This window comes from Vibrio sp. DNB22_10_4, from assembly GCF_052879755.1.
On sequence record NZ_JBNNXW010000010.1, the window covers coordinates 34,164 to 49,792 of the forward strand.

Here is a 15,629-nt window from a genome sequence, read left to right on the forward strand (position 1 = left end):
GCTGACATATACAAACCTAGTGTCATATAAGCCACGTCGCTTGAACGCCATCAGCCAAGTGCTTATAAAACATAAATTTAGGTAAATTACTCATTCTGACACTGATAGCCTACGCGGTACGCAGGCTATTTACCTGGCGAATTAAACGCCTAGATATAATTATTATGCGATTAAGCTACCTGCATTTATTTTATATTTAAAGATGGTTTATTAAGTGATAACAAACATATGAACCAAGTTCACATATTTACATTCAAAGGCTAAAAACAACTAAAAAAACCAGAGTAGACTGACAAAAAATGACATTGTTAACGCCAATTAGCGTGTCATTTACAACAGGTAAATCAGTCAAGAGATTTAAGATGAATATGGATGAACAAATTGTAACCGAACCAGATTCTGTTCAAGCACTAAATGTTGAATTATTAGGCAAGCCTATTCATATCATCAAAAATAAGCTTGAGTCGATTATTAATAGCTCACAGCAATATTTAACCAATGAGCTTCAAGCTTGGTTAAAAACACCTAACATTCATGTCGAACTGACTGACATTCAGCTCAGTACGCTAGGTGCAAATCTACTTGATAGCCGCAACTGCGCAGCGCAAAAGCACGCCAATCAAGGCGCGTTGTATGTCTCTGTTGAGCCTATGATGCTCATGAGACTCTCCGATGAATTCTACGGTGCAGGCATCGAGCGCAGTCAAGCTGAGCTCACCAACAGCGATGTTCGTTTGCTGCAACGCATTAGCAAACATGTAGCGAACTGGATTGCCCCAAATGACACTTGGCAAACGCAAGAACTCGAGACCCTAACTGGGATTGGCATTGTCGCCACCCTCACTATTCAAATGCAAGATAAGCAGGCGCCCCTAACCATGGTGTTGGATAGCGATCTGATTCAGACCTTGGTCAGCGAACTTGAGCTTACGGCCAACCCAGAGCTTGCCAGCGAATTTTGTCAGGCACTGCACACTACGCCAGTCAAACTGAATGTGCAGCTTAGCAAGAATGTCATGCCACTGACCGAGGTACTCGATCTCAAGCCAGACGACATTCTACCCATCGAATTACTTAACCACGCCCCAGTTAACATCGGCAAACAAACGCTGTTTACGGGTCGAGTCGCCGAACAAGACGGCCAACTGGTACTGATTTTAAACGAAGATAAGGAAACCCACCGATGAGCGAATCGCTAGATCAGACGGCTTTCGATAGCAACGATTTACAGTTCGATGATTTTGAACTGGAAGATTTCGATACCGATACGCCAGTTGCTGCCGCGCCGAACACCGCGACACGCAATCTGGATTTTTTCAAAAACATTCCTGTTACCGTGACGCTGGAAGTCGCCAGCAAAGAGGTTGCCCTTGGCGATCTCATGACTGCAGGAGAAGGCAGCATTATTGAGTTAGATAAACTTAACGGTGAACCACTGGATGTGAAAGTGAACGGCTCCCTAATGGGACATGCTGAAGTTGTGGTCGTCAATGATAAGTACGGTCTACGTCTTATCGACGTGGTGGAATCGGCTCTCACCTCCATGGGTAAGTAGCCTAGCATGTTGAGTTTACGCACTCAGACAATTCCTACGTCAAGATGGCGCGCACTCGCCTCGATCTTTGTGATTGGCGTGCTGCTATTGGTCAGCAGCCAGCCTGCCTGGGCTGAGAATGGACTGACTTTTTTGACCGTCAACGATGGTCAGTCGGAGCAAGAGTACAGCGTTAAGCTGCAAATTTTGCTGCTAATGACAGCACTGAGCTTTCTGCCAGCATTCTTGCTGATGGCCACCAGCTTCACGCGCATCATTGTTGTGTTGGCCATCTTGCGTCAGGCTCTCGGCTTACAGCAAAGCCCGCCCAACCGAGTGCTGATTGGTATTGCCCTGTGTTTGAGTATTCTCATCATGCGACCTGTCTGGAGCGATGTGTATGAGAATGCGTTTTTGCCCTACGACCAGGGTGAAATCACTTTGATGCAAGCGTTCTCAACCGCAGAAAAACCGGTTCGTCATTTTATGTTGGCGCAGACCCAGCGCAACTCGCTTGAACAAATGTTGCGCATTGCCAATGAACCCGTTGACTCTAATGTTGAAGAAATCTCGTTTGCGATTGTGCTCCCCGCGTTTGTTATCAGTGAGCTAAAAACCGCGTTTCAAATTGGCTTTATGCTGTTTATTCCTTTTTTGATCATCGACTTAGTCGTAGCCAGCGTGTTGATGGCCATGGGTATGATGATGCTGTCGCCGCTGATCGTATCACTGCCATTTAAATTGGTGGTGTTCGTATTGGTCGATGGCTGGGCGATGACGGTAGGCACACTGTCTGCCAGTTTTAGTACCGGGTAAGGACACGCTATGACCCCAGAAATGACCGTCGCGCTGTTCTCTAACGCCGTTTGGCTCATCATCACTATGGTGATGGTACTCGTGGTACCCGGACTTTTGGTTGGTTTAGTGATTGCGGTGTTTCAGGCTGCAACCCAAATCCAAGAACAAACATTAAGTTTTCTCCCTAAGCTTTTAGCTACTTTGCTGATGGTGATCTTCGCCGGTCACTGGATGCTGCGAAAGCTGATGGAATTATTCGACTACTTGTTCCACAACATTCCAGGGATGATTGGTTGATGCAAATTACGTTCGCCGAAATTTCACAATGGCTCGGCCAATTATGGTGGCCCTTTTTCAGGATTGGGGCTGCTTTTTTGGCCATGCCATTTTTCGGCGACGCGTTAATTCCGGTATGGGTACGAGCACTGCTCGCCCTATCGATAGTGGTGATCACCGCACCACTGATGCCAGCGATGCCTGCTGTCGACTTGTTCTCGATGACGTCGCTGTTTCTCGCCTTTGAGCAAGCCATGTGGGGCGTGTTCTTTGGCCTTATCCTGCACCTATTTTTCAATATCTTCACCATGCTGGGACAGATAGTGTCACTGCAAATGGGTCTCGGTATGGCCATCATGAACGATCCGGTCAATGGCCTATCGGTCGCCATTCTCGGTCGCATCTTTTTGCTTCTATGTACCTTGCTGTTTTTGGCGCTCGAAGGCCATCTTCTGGTGATCGACATTCTGGTGCAAAGCTTTGTCATTTGGCCGGTAGGTTCCGGATTATCGGTGTTCTCACTTGATAGCTTGGTCTCGCTGTTTGGCTGGATGTTCGCGTCTGCATTGGCACTGGCGCTGCCGGCGATTGTGTCTATGCTGCTTGCCAACATCAGTTTTGGTGTCATGAACCGCGCCGCGCCTAGTTTGAACGTTTACGCGCTTGGTTTTCCCATGACCATGTTACTGGGTCTATTTAGTATTTTGATCACGGTGAGCGGTATCCCAAGTCGCTATACCGCGCTGGTGCACGAGACGCTGTCTTACCTCAACCTGTTTATGGTGGGCGGCGCATGAGTGAGCAATCGAGTCAGGACAAAACCGAGAAAGCCTCGCCCCAGAAAGTCAAAAAGGCGAGGCAAGAAGGCCAAATACCCCGCGCCAAAGAGTTCACCACTGCGGTGCTATTTTTGATTGTGGCGATGTTTTTCTACAGCCAACTGCCTTGGATTTGGGAGCACATCTCTGGGGTGTTTCACTTTAATATGTCGCTAACACGCCACGATTTAGAAAACCCACAACAAATGCTCGAGCAGCTTGGACAAAGTCTGGCGATCATCATTGAGCTGTTGCTACCGCTGTTTGCTGTCATCATCATTGCCTCCGTTGGCAGCAGTTTGATTTTGGGCGGCTGGATGTTTCGACCTGCCAATATCCAGCCAAAGCTGAGTAAGCTCAACCCACTGTCAGGCATCAAGCGCATGTTCTCTTCGCGCTCAGTGGTTGAGCTCATTAAATCCTCACTCAAAGTCGCGGTGATTTTTGCCCTGCTTTATACCTATCTCGACAGCAATTTTTCGCAGTTGCTTGGTATGCAAAAGCTGACGTTAAATCAGGGCATTACCCTAGTCATGACTATCTTGTTTGAAGGCTTGCTTCTGATGGGCGTAGCCCTGCTGATTTTTGGGGTAATTGATATTCCCTACCAGCGTTACGAGCACCTAAAGCAGCTCAAAATGACTAAACAAGAGCTCAAAGAAGAATATAAGAACAACGAAGGTCGACCAGAGGTTAAACAGCGTATTCGCCAAATCCAGCAACAGTTCGCTCGTCGCAAAATCGACCAAGCGGTACCGAAAGCCGATGTGGTGATCACCAACCCGACTCACTACGCGGTCGCTCTCAAATACGACAATGATTTATCAGAAGCGCCATTTGTGGTCGCCAAAGGCATCGATGAAACCGCAATGCACATTCAGCGCATTGCCAGAGAAAACAACGTGGAGGTACTTAACTCACCGCCACTCACTCGTGCCATTTACCATACCACTGCGATAGAGCAAGCCATACCCAGCCAGCTCTATATCGCCGTGGCGCACATACTGACTTACGTCATGCAGCTCAAAGCATTTCGTCGCGGCAGCGGTAAAAAACCGATGCCGCTACCGTCGTTTACTATCCCTAAGCACTTGCAGCATTAACCTGCTTAGCGCGCTCGAAACAACAAAGGAACACATATGTTGAATCGTCTTCATCAACTTAGACGCTCAGGAAAAGGATACATTGGCATTCCCATTGTATTGCTGATGATTTTGGCCATGGTGATTTTGCCATTGCCACCTTTGCTACTGGATGCCCTGTTTACCTTCAACATCGTACTGGCGATTTTGGTACTTTTGGTGAGTACCACCGCGAAGCGTCCACTCGACTTTTCTATATTCCCAACCATATTGCTTATCGCGACCTTGATGCGTTTGACGCTCAACGTGGCCTCGACACGTGTTGTGTTGCTTGAAGGCCACAACGGCGGTGATGCTGCGGGTAAGGTAATTCAAGCGTTTGGTGAAGTGGTGATCGGCGGCAACTATGTGGTCGGTATGGTAATTTTCGTCATCTTGATGATCATTAACTTTGTGGTGATCACCAAAGGTGGTGAGCGCATTTCTGAAGTATCGGCGCGCTTTACCCTTGATGCCCTACCGGGTAAGCAAATGGCGATCGACGCAGACTTGAATGCCGGTCTTATCGACCAAGAATCCGCACGCACGAGGCGTAAAGAAGTCGCCAACGAAGCGGACTTCCATGGCTCGATGGATGGTGCATCCAAGTTTGTGCGCGGCGATGCGGTAGCCGGTTTGATGATCCTGTTCATCAACATCATTGGTGGTATCAGCATTGGTGTGTTTGAGCACGGACTGCCTGCATCGGAAGCGTTTAAAACCTACGCCCTACTGACCATCGGTGATGGCTTGGTAGCTCAGATTCCATCGCTACTGCTTGCGACCGCTGCTGCCATTATTGTGACGCGCATTAATGACAGCGACAGCGATATGGCTGACACCATGCAAAAGCAGCTGTTGGCAACACCAGCCACGCTGTACACCGTTTCGGCGATCATGTTGATTATTGGTCTAGTGCCAGGCATGCCACACTTGGCCTTCTTTACCTTTTCCGCCGTTTTAGCCTTTGCGGGCTGGAAGCAATCGAAAGCGCCCAATGATGATCCGCAGCTTGATGAAGTCGAAGCCATTAGCCATGCGATGCAAAACGACAACGAGCTTCCACTCTCTTGGGATGATATTCCCCATGTGCAAAGTTTGTCGCTCGCGCTTGGGTATCGTTTGGTGCATTTGGTGAATAAAGAGCAAGGCGCACCGGTACTGCAGCGTATTCGCGGAGTACGGAAGAACCTTTCAGAGCAAGTGGGCTTTTTGCTGCCAGAAGTGCGCATTCGCGACAATCTAAGCTTAAAACCCAACCAGTACACCGTTGCACTTAACGGTGAGATCATCGAAGAAGGCTTTATCGAGCCAGACCGCCTCATGGCGATTGCTGTGGGCGAAACCTATGGCGAAGTCGACGGTATCTTGGGTAGCGATCCTGCTTATCATCTGCCTGCAGTTTGGATTGAGCACAACGACAAAGCCAAAGCGCTCAACATGGGTTATCAAGTGGTGGACGACGCTACCGTGATTGCCACCCACATCAGCAAAGTGATGAAATCCCATCTTGCGGAGCTATTTACCCACGACGATGTTGACGCAATGAACCTGCGTTTAACCCAACAAGCGCCCAAGCTTGCAGAAGCTCTTGGTGCAGCTTTAAACCCAGCACAGCAGTTAAAGGTGTACAGGCAACTGCTGCTAGATCAGGTACCACTAAAAGACATTCGCACCATTGCCAATACTATGTTGGAGTCGGCAGAAAATACCAAAGAGCCGATCTTGCTTGCCTCGGACGTGCGCTGTGCATTGCGCCGCACTCTGGTTAACCTCGTCGCAGGCCAGCGCAAAGAGCTCAACGTTTACGCGCTTTCCGATGAGTTAGAACAAATGCTTATGCAGTCACTGCATCAAGCTCAAGCGAATGGTAATGTGATTCTGGATAGCTTCCCGATTGAACCGAATATTTTGAGTCAGTTCCAACAGAATCTGCCTCTGATACAACAGCAGCTAAAGCAGCAAGGATTGGCACCAATACTCTTGGTGATGCCGCAGCTAAGGCCGCTGATTGCGCGCTATGCCCGCACCTTCTCCCAGGGATTGGCCGTGTTGTCATACAACGAAATCCCTGAAAGCAAACAAATCAACGTGGTAGGAAACCTTGGATAATTTAAGTAGCTATAGGGCCCAGTTCCTCTTTGTGCTGCGCATGATAGAGGACAATGCGGTCACAGATGACGATCATAAGCTTGCCGAGCTCATGGCTGCCGATGAGGTGTGTCATGCGTGCCAGCCTATTCGGTATTGCAGCAGTGACGAGATAGAGTATCAGTACATCACCTTGCGTTATGGTGACAAGAAAGACCTTAGCGTTTTCGCGCTCGACATATCGGATACTGTTCGCGCAGCACTCGATCTGTTCGCCTTGTATCTGGCGGTTAGGCAAACCCAATTTGAGCTAGAGACCTTTCATCCAGATCTACTCAACAACCTCGTGTTTTCCATGAACGCCTGCACCTTGCTGCGCCCAGAAGGCAAACACTTTATCGACCAGTTAGGCCAACACTTCAAGCAGCCTATGTCGATGTTGATCCCGAGCCTATACCTCACACCAGGTGAGGCCAGCAACCCCGCCACTAAGGCCATGCTGGAGCGACTTGAAGATCGCTTCCACAAAGTTTGTTTTGACGTGCATCTACCAATCAGTGATTTAGAATACCTGACGCCATTTGACCCACAGATGATTAAAATTTCTAACTCACTCGACAGCCAAGACGAAAAGCGCGCGCTACTACCAGTGATCCGCTATATCAAGCGTCGTAAAGCGACCTTAGTGGCCGGTCGCGTCACCAGCCAAAATACCTTGTCGCAATATAAGATGCTTGGCGCTAAGTTCTATTTTGGTTACGTATCTGACGTGCCAATTCCAGTGCATTTCAAAGGTTTTGAAGACCCAAAAGCAGAAATGCGTAAAAAACAGCGCGAGCGCGCCAAAGCCGAACAGTTCGCCGATCAACAAATCGAAGCCCAAAACCAACTCGCGCAAGAACAAGCCGAACGCGACCAACAGCAAGCGCTGCTTGATGCCAGTATCGACAATATGTATCAGTCGGCGAAGACTGAGTTTGTTGATGAAGAGATTGAAGCGATTGTTAGGCAGGTAGAAGAAAAGAATGAGTAAAAGCGGGTAAGAGCGGCCCTAGGTCCTTGGTGATATGAGCCCCAAGGACCAAAAAGCCTAAAATACCTGAACCAACATCACAACTTTCCCGCTACTTTTCAATTTCTTATCTTTTTTTCTTATTTCCAATTAATTTTCAAAATCAACCAACCGCCTCTAGTTAGTGAGCGGGGCGATAGTCCCACATTGAGACAAATCTAGGAGAATTCACAATGGCTCTATCAATGCACACTAACTACGCTTCGCTAGTTACTCAAAACAACCTAAACCGCACTAACGATCTACTAAACACGTCGATGGAGCGTCTAAGTACTGGTCTTCGCATCAACTCTGCAGCTGATGATGCAGCAGGTCTGCAAATTTCTAACCGTCTAGAAGCGCAAACACGCGGCATGTCAGTCGCAATGCGTAACGCTCAAGATGGCATCTCAATGCTACAAACAGCAGAAGGTGCGATGGATGAGATGACGAACATCGCATACCGCATGAACGACCTAGCTCTACAAGCAGCGAACGATACGAACACAGCCGATGACCGCGCAGCGCTGGATGCTGAATATCAACAACTAGGTGCAGAACTGAACAACATCCTCGATAACACTAACTTTGGTGGTCAAAACTTATTTGGTACAGGTGGCGTAATGAATGGCGCACTAGAGTTTCAAATTGGTTCAACTGCAAATGAAAAGATGACCTTTGATTTAGCAGCTGGTGGTTCAACTGCCCTTGCTGATATCAAAACATTTGCGGGTGCCGCAGGCGACCTAACTGACAAAGCTAATTCACAAGCTGCTGCAGCAGCAATTTCTGAGAGTGCTGGGAACCTAATCTCTAATATGGGTGAGGTTCGAGCTACTTTCGGTGCAAGTATCAACCGTCTAGACCACACAATCACTAACCTACAGAACATGTCTGAAAACCTTCAGGCTTCAAAAGGTCGAATCACAGACGCTGACTTCGCCGTTGAATCTGCCAACATGACGAAGAACCAAATGCTGATGCAAGCGGGTACACAGATGCTAGCTCAATCTAAGCAGCTACCTGGCATGGCTATGTCTCTTCTAGGCTAAGCGTGACAGCAACTCCGATTTTTAAGCCTCCTTCACGGAGGCTTTTTTATCCGCGAAACACACTGCGTAACTGACAAAAACTCGGAAGCTCAAATAGGAAAACACACCCTTAAAAATGGGAAGCGGTGTTTCCGCAAAAACACATAAGCTTTTAAAAACAACAACTTAATTCAGGCACACTTCTTGTATCACTTCTTTATATCGTCGTAACCGTGCCCAGCAAGGAATGATTATGAGTTCATTTGATCCAATTACCATGGCAACCCAATTGGCGACCTTTGAGATTCAACCTTTTCAAATTCGTTATCAAAGGCAGGCTGATACTTATCAGGCACAGCTCAGCGCGCTAAGCAGCGTAGAATCGGCACTGCGCGAGTTTCGCACTGCCATAACCGAAATGAACAACAGCAGCAATAGCATTGTAAAAAACAGTGCCAGTGTATCTAACGAAGGTAACCTGACCGCTGAAGCTGATGCCAACGCCATTGCGGGTAGTTATCAGATGTTCGTCGAGCAGCTCGCCAGTAGCCACCAGATAGTGGCCGGTATGCCAAATGACCTCAGCGCAGACACGGTATTGCCGAAGTCCGGTGAGATGACCTTGAATGTGGGCAGCGACCAATTTGTTGTTGATTTCTCAACACTCGATGTCAATGACGCGGGTGAACCAACAATTCAATCCTTGGTTAAGGCCATAAATGAGCACCCTGATAACACAGGAGTGAGTGCTTCACTGGTACGAAGCAACGGTGAAACCAACTTCATTCTCACTAGCACAGAAACAGGCAAAGATAACAGCATCTCAGCAGGCATCTCAAACACACCACCAGCAGAAGATTGGACATGGTTCTCAGATGCATTTCAAACCGCAAACTTAACCACACTCTCTGAGCCTAAAGATGCCATCGTAAGGTTAGGCGGCGAGACTGGGCTTGCGATTACCAGCGCATCCAACACCTTTGATAACGCTATTGAAGGTGTCAAGTTTACCGTCACTAAACCCCATGAAGCAGGCTCCTTAGGCACCACTTTAACCGTTGGCTCCGACAGCGAAGCAACCAAAGAGCAGGTCACCGCTTTTGTTGATGCGTACAACGCACTGCTTGAGACCATGGACAAATACACCGCCATTGGTTCAGAGAGCACCGAGCGCGGTGTTCTCGCCAACGACTCCACTCTACGTTCCATCGAAAGCCAAGTTAGCGGCCTGCTTCGCGGTACATTTGAGGGCGTTTCCCTAAGAGAAATTGGCCTTAGCTTTGAGCGAGACGGCTCACTGAGTCTAGACACCAAAAAGCTTGATGAAGCGCAGCAAAATAACGCTGCGCAGCTGGAAGCCATTTTTAATGGCGACGGTAACTTATTCGACTCCCTTGATGCTGCCATTGACCCGTTTTTGAAGTCATCCGTCGGACTTTTCCAAGGCCGTAAAGACAATCTACAGGAAAACCTAAGCCGGATTGAAGACAAACAAATGGGCTTAGAAAGAAAATATGACATGGCGTACAACCGCTATCTCGCCCAATACACCCAAATGAACAACATCATGAACCAAATGAACAGCACCATGGGTATGTTCGGCTCAACCTCAGGAGAATACTAATGTTAATGGACTCAGGCTATGACTCATACCAACAAGTTGATTTAGATGCACAGGCTGCCGCTGCCAATCCTCATCAACTCGTCGTCATGCTTATTGATGGACTGCTCGATGAAGTTGAACGCGTTCGTGGCCACATCATCGCTAATCGCTTAGAGCAAAAGGGCCAAGGCATCACCAAGTGCATGAACATTCTTGTTGGCCTAGATAGTGCTCTTGATGATGAACATGGCGGTGAAATTGCGGCTAACTTGCACCAACTTTACGATTTTTGCCAGGCGGAGCTGTATCAAGCGAGTGTCAACAATGATGTCGACAAATTGGAAAATGTCGAAAAAGTCATGACCAACATAAAAGAAGGATGGCAGAACTTTGGTAAGCACGCATAAGGTATCACCCGAGCGGTTTCGCCACCTCAGCCAATGCATGACGGTGGCGGCCAAAACCGAGGATTGGCAGTCACTCAAACGCTACGATGGTCAGCTTCGTGAGCTTTTGGACACCCATAGACCTTTCCTTAAAGACCCACGTTTAGCACCAGAAATAGAGCGTGCTCGACGCGCGCATTTACGCGCCTACGAAGCGCTATCGTTAGCGACCAGTAAGCTGAAACAGAAATTAGATAGCAGTGATGCGGAAAAAGAACGTGCCATGGCTTATCAACTGGCGATGACCTTGGAGTAATACCATGCTAGTGAGCAACCAATTAGTGAACAATCACATTGGCAGCGCGTCTGCCAGCAAACAAGGCCATAGCACAGGGCAAACTTCGATTAGCCAAGCGCTAGACAGCAAAGAAAATGGCCTGCCTATCGTGCGTGGCTTTGGCTCGCTGCTCTCGCCTAAATCAACCTCTGACAAGGATGCTACACCTGCGTCTTTATTGGATGAGGCTTTAGTTGAAAATGAAATTACCGATGGTGCGCTATTGACGCAGTATGTCACTCCGCCAGCGCAGTCGTTCGGCTCTGCAGGTGCAAGTAACGCTGCGCTAGATGCAGAGGCACTCTCAAAGTCCACTAGCCCTATGCTGGCTCAGCTCAGTGGTTCACAGCGCAGCTTTGGTGAAGTCAACCCGCAGCTTACTAACAGCCCTGCTCAGAGCACCGCAAAAGAGGCCGCTCTGCCGACAGGCTTGTTACAAACATCAGCGACTCAAACCGAGCTCAGCGGGAAATCACTGGCAACCGATATAGCCAATCTGCTCAGTGCCAATCAAACACAAAACGGCGCCGCTGCTCTACCCACTGGCTCACAAGCAGGAGCACCCTCCGTCAACCCAACGACCACAGTAAACACAGCGGCTGCGACGACGGAATGGGCACCGGTTCGCATCGACCCTCAGGCAGGAAAGTGGGGCGAACAAATGCTGCAGGTACTCAATGATCGAGTCACGCTGCAAGCACAGCAAAATCTTCAAGAAGCACGGATCAGATTAGATCCGCCCGATCTTGGTAAATTGGATCTTATGGTGCGTGTCGAAGGCGACAAACTCAGCGTTCAGCTCAATGCCAACGTTGCCGCCACGCGCGAAGCCTTAGTTCAAGTGTCGGAGCGCCTACGCGCCGAGCTACAAAACCAAAGTTTGATGCACGTTGATGTGCAAATTGGTGGCGGTGACAAACAAGAGTCCAACGGCCAACCAGCTCCCGAGCAAAGCTCAACCATTTTTGCCAATGAGCGCCATGAGTCTGGCAGCAATAACGCCACGGCCTTCTCCACGGATGAACACTGGCTTAGTACCCAAGTGTGATCGCTTTAGGAATACAGCATGAATAAAAAACAGTTTCTTTCACTCTTTGCCACCTGCGTTGTAACTAGTGCTCTCGTCTCTGGCGGCACAGTTGCGGGTGCAATGTGGTACCTCAACTCACCCTCGACATTAAGTGATGGCCAGTTTTCGTTTTTGGAATCTGAGCCAAAGCCGAGTGCCGGTCCTAAATTTCACGCCCTAGACAATGTGATTGTCAGTGTGCGCGGTAAAAAACAGACTCACTTTGTGATGTTGGAGCTGGCGCTGGAAACGCGTCACATCGAGCGTCTTGAGTTCGCCAACGACTACATGCCAAAAGTCAGACACGCAATGCTTAACCTGTTCAGTCAAAAACGTTATGAAGATCTGCATGGTGCAGATGCATTGGATCAGCTTCAGCGGGAGGTGAAAGCCTCGGTGATGACGGCTTACGCCGATACCCAGTTAAACCGAGATATTGACGACGTTCTGCTGACGAAATTTGTTATTCAGTAGGAGCGATTATGCTGGATATGAATCACTCAGACAGCTACGGCGTCGCCGAAGATGTCACATCAAACGCCACTCGTATCGATGAAAATCGCCTACTTAGCCAACATCAAATCTTGGTTAAGCGCGTGGTGAACCAACTGCGCAACCACGCCACGACCCATTGTAGCATTGAAGACATGCAGCAGATTGGACTGATTGGCTTGCTTGAGGCTGGGCGCCGCTATGGCAACATCGATGACCCTAACTTTCCGGCGTTCGCCGTGTGTCGTATTCGCGGTTCTATCTTGGATGAGCTGCGTCGCCTTGACTGGCGTTCACGCAAAACTCGTCAGGAGGCTCATGAGCTCAATGATGTCACGCGTGATTTAACCAAGCGCCTGCGCCGAGCACCGAGTGAGCAAGAGATCATCGCAGCCCTTGGCACTACACCTCAGGACTATCATGCCAGGCTAAACGCGACCATGGCGGCTGAGATGCAGAGCTTGGATCAACTGATTGAAGGCGGCTTTGAAAGCTCAGTGGAGTCCGGGTGTGAGGGCGTAAATCACGAACATATCCGCCGCAGCCTGGAGAAGGCACTCAGCCAGCTACCCAAACGCGAGCAGCTACTGCTGACGCTGTTCTACCAACACGATTTGAACTTACACGAGATTGCTCTGGTGTTAGAGCTGACCCCGCCACGGATTTGTCAGCTTCACAAGCAAGCGCTCAAGCAACTCAACCAACTACTGTCTTCTTAGGAGTCCACTATGCAAAAGTTTACTGGCGCAATCATCATTTTGATGTGTGTCTTCGGCGGTTACGTCTGGGCTGGAGGCAGTCTGATGGCCATTTGGCAACCGGCAGAAATGCTAATCATCATCGGCGCGACCATTGGCTCCCTCATCATAGGCAACCCGCCTCAAGTTCTTAAAGAGATGCGCAATCAGCTACGAGGCATCATCTCTCCCCCTAAGGATGAGCGCGAGTTCTACATGGAACTGATGGCGCTGCTGCAAGTATTGCTGGAAACCGTGCGCAGTGGTGGTTTCAAAGCACTAGATAAGCACATTGAAAACCCAGAACAGAGCGATATTTTTGCTCGTTACCCACGCGTAAGCGGTGATTATCGCTTAGTTTCTTTCATTACCGACAATTTACGTTTAATGGCAATGGGACAAATGTCGCCTCATGAGTTAGAGGGACTACTAGAGCAAGAGATTGAAGCGATTGAGGCCGACTATATGCAGCCCGCTCGCTCCATGCAGCGCACCGCAGAAGCCATGCCTGGCTTTGGTATTTTGGCTGCCGTTGGCGGCATCATCATTACCATGTCCGCCATAGATGGCTCTATTGCCATGATTGGCTATCACGTTGCTGCCGCTCTAGTAGGCACATTTATCGGTATTTTCGGCTGTTACTGCTGCTTAGACCCAGCAAGTAACGCCATGGCTCAACGCGTTAAACGCAACATGTCCGCTTTCGACTGCACCCGCGCCACCTTAGTGGCCTACGTCGCGAAGAAGCCGACACTATTGGCGATTGACGCTGGCCGCAAGCACATTCAGCTAGACATTAAACCGACCTTTAATCAAATGGAGGTGTGGCTCGCTGAACAGGAGGGATAATGCAAAAACATGAGCAAGTAGTCTTCAAACGCGCCAGTCGTAGTCATCATCATGAGTCTCATGGTGGTGCATGGAAAGTAGCGTTTGCTGACTTTATGATTGCCTTGATGGCGTTATTCCTCGTACTTTGGGTCATGCAGGTGGTCGACAAAGAAGAGCGCAAAGCGATTGTCGCCCATTTGCAAATGGCCAGTGTCTTTGACCAAGGCAGTGGCAACCTATTCGACACCTCAAAAAGCATTTCTCCTATCGATCTAACCACGGATTCGTCCGTGGCCAGTCGTCACGATTCGGTGCATTCGGTTAGTTCTTTTTTCCAAGGCGATCGCGAAGGGCCAGAATCGGACTCACTTATCGACGGCACCTTTGATACCCAAGAGCGCCTAGCGGCTCTTGCTGAGGTCATCAATGACATGGTGCGTCAGATCAATGCTCAAGGAAATGTCGATGTCACCGTTACGCCTCAAGGATTGCGCATCGTGCTGCAAGATGACTACAAACAGAACATGTTTGGTCGCGGCGGCTCAACGTTAACGCCATTTTTTGAAGATTTATTGCTAGCTTTAGCACCTGTGTTTGAGCGAGTGGAAAATCCAATGATCATCAGCGGTCATACCGATGCGACTCAGTATCGTAAAACCTTCTCCAGCAAATCCAACTGGGAGCTCTCTGCCTCACGCGCCAACGTCGCTAGACAGACTCTCGCCTCTGGCGGCATGCCAGAGCAACGTGTGCTGCAAGTAACGGGCATGTCTGACCGTGCCTTACTCAATCACAGCGATCCCTCATCAAGCGAAAACCGCCGAATCGAACTGTTTATCCTCACCACACCCGCGGCTGAGGTCATCAACACCTTGTTTGGACAATCGCCCAACAGTGAATCGAAGAACGAGCTAGAGAAGGCGCGCGACAAGGCCAAATTCAATCAACCTGTGTTTCGAACCGACACCATTCGATTTGACGCAGGCGACGCCTCAAACGCGACCTCCAACGTGCAAGCACTGTAACTTGCACCTTTAATAGGGTGTTCTATGCTTTTGGTAGTACACCCTTGATCTCACTATCTTTTGCTATTGAGCACCCAGTCAGTAGGGCATGTTATGCGACAATCTATCCCGCACATACCGCCAAAATCAAACCGATCGCCAGATGGATTACAAAAGGCGTTCCTATGGCTGATCATCATTGATTACGCCCTACTTGCACTGTTCTTAAGTCAACTCACCACCCTCTCGCTAAAGGGCGGTACGTTAATCAGCTTGTTATTAGTGGTATACAACAGCCTACTTACTTTTATGTGCTTTAGACGCACCGCACGTCAAGATGCCTACATCATCTATCCGACGATATCGGCTACCTTGTTGGCGTTTGTGTGTTTTTTGTATTTTTTCTTTTTGGTGTGATGGCGGAAGGTTGATAACGGTGTATACAAAGGC

General features: G+C 48.9%; 18 protein-coding genes. All 18 read left to right on the plus strand.

Annotation, left to right across the window (positions count from 1 at the left end; all coding sequences use genetic code 11):
- Positions 1–368 precede the first annotated feature (368 nt).
- The 18 genes from ACVA6Q_RS18900 (at position 369) to ACVA6Q_RS18985 (ending at position 15,596) form a co-directional block, all read left to right on the plus strand.
- Entirely contained in the window at positions 369–1,187 is an 819-nt protein-coding gene (locus ACVA6Q_RS18900; RefSeq protein WP_446648549.1) for a FliM/FliN family flagellar motor switch protein, read from the plus strand.
- Positions 1,184–1,555 (plus strand): flagellar motor switch protein FliN, encoded by a 372-nt coding sequence (gene fliN / locus ACVA6Q_RS18905; protein WP_353497394.1) that lies wholly within the window; start codon positions 1,184–1,186, stop codon positions 1,553–1,555. Before ACVA6Q_RS18900 ends, fliN begins: the two co-directional genes overlap by 4 nt.
- Positions 1,556–1,561: 6 nt before the next feature.
- The gene (gene fliP / locus ACVA6Q_RS18910; protein WP_353497395.1) at positions 1,562–2,350 is read left to right on the plus strand and encodes a flagellar type III secretion system pore protein FliP; all 789 of its coding nucleotides are present in this window, start codon (positions 1,562–1,564) and stop codon (positions 2,348–2,350) included.
- A gap of 9 nt (positions 2,351–2,359) precedes the next feature.
- Positions 2,360–2,629: a flagellar biosynthesis protein FliQ gene (gene fliQ / locus ACVA6Q_RS18915; protein ID WP_112461405.1), complete on the plus strand. Its 270-nt coding sequence runs from the start codon at positions 2,360–2,362 to the stop codon at positions 2,627–2,629.
- Positions 2,629–3,405, plus strand: coding sequence for a flagellar biosynthetic protein FliR (gene fliR, locus ACVA6Q_RS18920; protein ID WP_446648550.1), 777 nt, complete (start codon positions 2,629–2,631; stop codon positions 3,403–3,405). Before fliQ ends, fliR begins: the two co-directional genes overlap by 1 nt.
- Positions 3,402–4,529 (plus strand): flagellar biosynthesis protein FlhB, encoded by a 1,128-nt coding sequence (gene flhB, locus ACVA6Q_RS18925; RefSeq protein ID WP_353497397.1) that lies wholly within the window; start codon positions 3,402–3,404, stop codon positions 4,527–4,529. Before fliR ends, flhB begins: the two co-directional genes overlap by 4 nt.
- 36 nt (positions 4,530–4,565) lie before the next feature.
- Positions 4,566–6,659 (plus strand): flagellar biosynthesis protein FlhA, encoded by a 2,094-nt coding sequence (flhA, locus tag ACVA6Q_RS18930; protein WP_353497398.1) that lies wholly within the window; start codon positions 4,566–4,568, stop codon positions 6,657–6,659.
- Positions 6,660–6,699: 40 nt separating this feature from the next.
- Positions 6,700–7,671, plus strand: coding sequence for a diguanylate phosphodiesterase (locus ACVA6Q_RS18935; RefSeq protein WP_446648551.1), 972 nt, complete (start codon positions 6,700–6,702; stop codon positions 7,669–7,671).
- 212 nt (positions 7,672–7,883) lie between these two features.
- Positions 7,884–8,741: a lateral flagellin LafA gene (gene lafA, locus ACVA6Q_RS18940; protein WP_446648552.1), complete on the plus strand. Its 858-nt coding sequence runs from the start codon at positions 7,884–7,886 to the stop codon at positions 8,739–8,741.
- A 232-nt stretch (positions 8,742–8,973) separates the two neighbouring features.
- Positions 8,974–10,344, plus strand: coding sequence for a flagellar filament capping protein FliD (fliD, locus tag ACVA6Q_RS18945; RefSeq protein ID WP_446648553.1), 1,371 nt, complete (start codon positions 8,974–8,976; stop codon positions 10,342–10,344).
- Positions 10,344–10,730: a flagellar export chaperone FliS gene (fliS, locus tag ACVA6Q_RS18950; protein WP_446648554.1), complete on the plus strand. Its 387-nt coding sequence runs from the start codon at positions 10,344–10,346 to the stop codon at positions 10,728–10,730. The genes fliD and fliS overlap by 1 nt, the downstream gene beginning before the upstream one ends.
- A complete protein-coding gene (locus ACVA6Q_RS18955) occupies positions 10,714–11,025 on the plus strand; it encodes a LafD (RefSeq protein WP_353497403.1) in 312 nt (103 codons plus the stop codon). The genes fliS and ACVA6Q_RS18955 overlap by 17 nt, the downstream gene beginning before the upstream one ends.
- A 4-nt stretch (positions 11,026–11,029) precedes the next feature.
- Entirely contained in the window at positions 11,030–12,094 is a 1,065-nt protein-coding gene (locus tag ACVA6Q_RS18960) for a flagellar hook-length control protein FliK (RefSeq protein WP_446648555.1), read from the plus strand.
- An 18-nt stretch (positions 12,095–12,112) separates the two neighbouring features.
- On the plus strand, positions 12,113–12,589 hold the full coding sequence (locus ACVA6Q_RS18965; protein ID WP_353497405.1) for a flagellar basal body-associated FliL family protein: 477 nt from the start codon (positions 12,113–12,115) through the stop codon (positions 12,587–12,589).
- Between the two features lie 8 nt (positions 12,590–12,597).
- Positions 12,598–13,326, plus strand: a complete 729-nt coding sequence (locus ACVA6Q_RS18970) for a FliA/WhiG family RNA polymerase sigma factor (protein ID WP_353497406.1) — start codon at positions 12,598–12,600, stop codon at positions 13,324–13,326.
- 9 nt (positions 13,327–13,335) lie between these two features.
- On the plus strand, positions 13,336–14,193 hold the full coding sequence (gene motA / locus ACVA6Q_RS18975; RefSeq protein WP_429761622.1) for a flagellar motor stator protein MotA: 858 nt from the start codon (positions 13,336–13,338) through the stop codon (positions 14,191–14,193).
- A complete protein-coding gene (locus ACVA6Q_RS18980; RefSeq protein WP_353497408.1) occupies positions 14,193–15,200 on the plus strand; it encodes a flagellar motor protein MotB in 1,008 nt (335 codons plus the stop codon). The genes motA and ACVA6Q_RS18980 overlap by 1 nt, the downstream gene beginning before the upstream one ends.
- Before the next feature lie 93 nt (positions 15,201–15,293).
- Positions 15,294–15,596 carry a hypothetical protein gene (locus ACVA6Q_RS18985; RefSeq protein ID WP_353497409.1) on the plus strand — a complete coding sequence of 101 codons (303 nt, stop codon included), beginning with the start codon at positions 15,294–15,296 and terminating at the stop codon, positions 15,594–15,596.
- Positions 15,597–15,629: the final 33 nt, after the last annotated feature.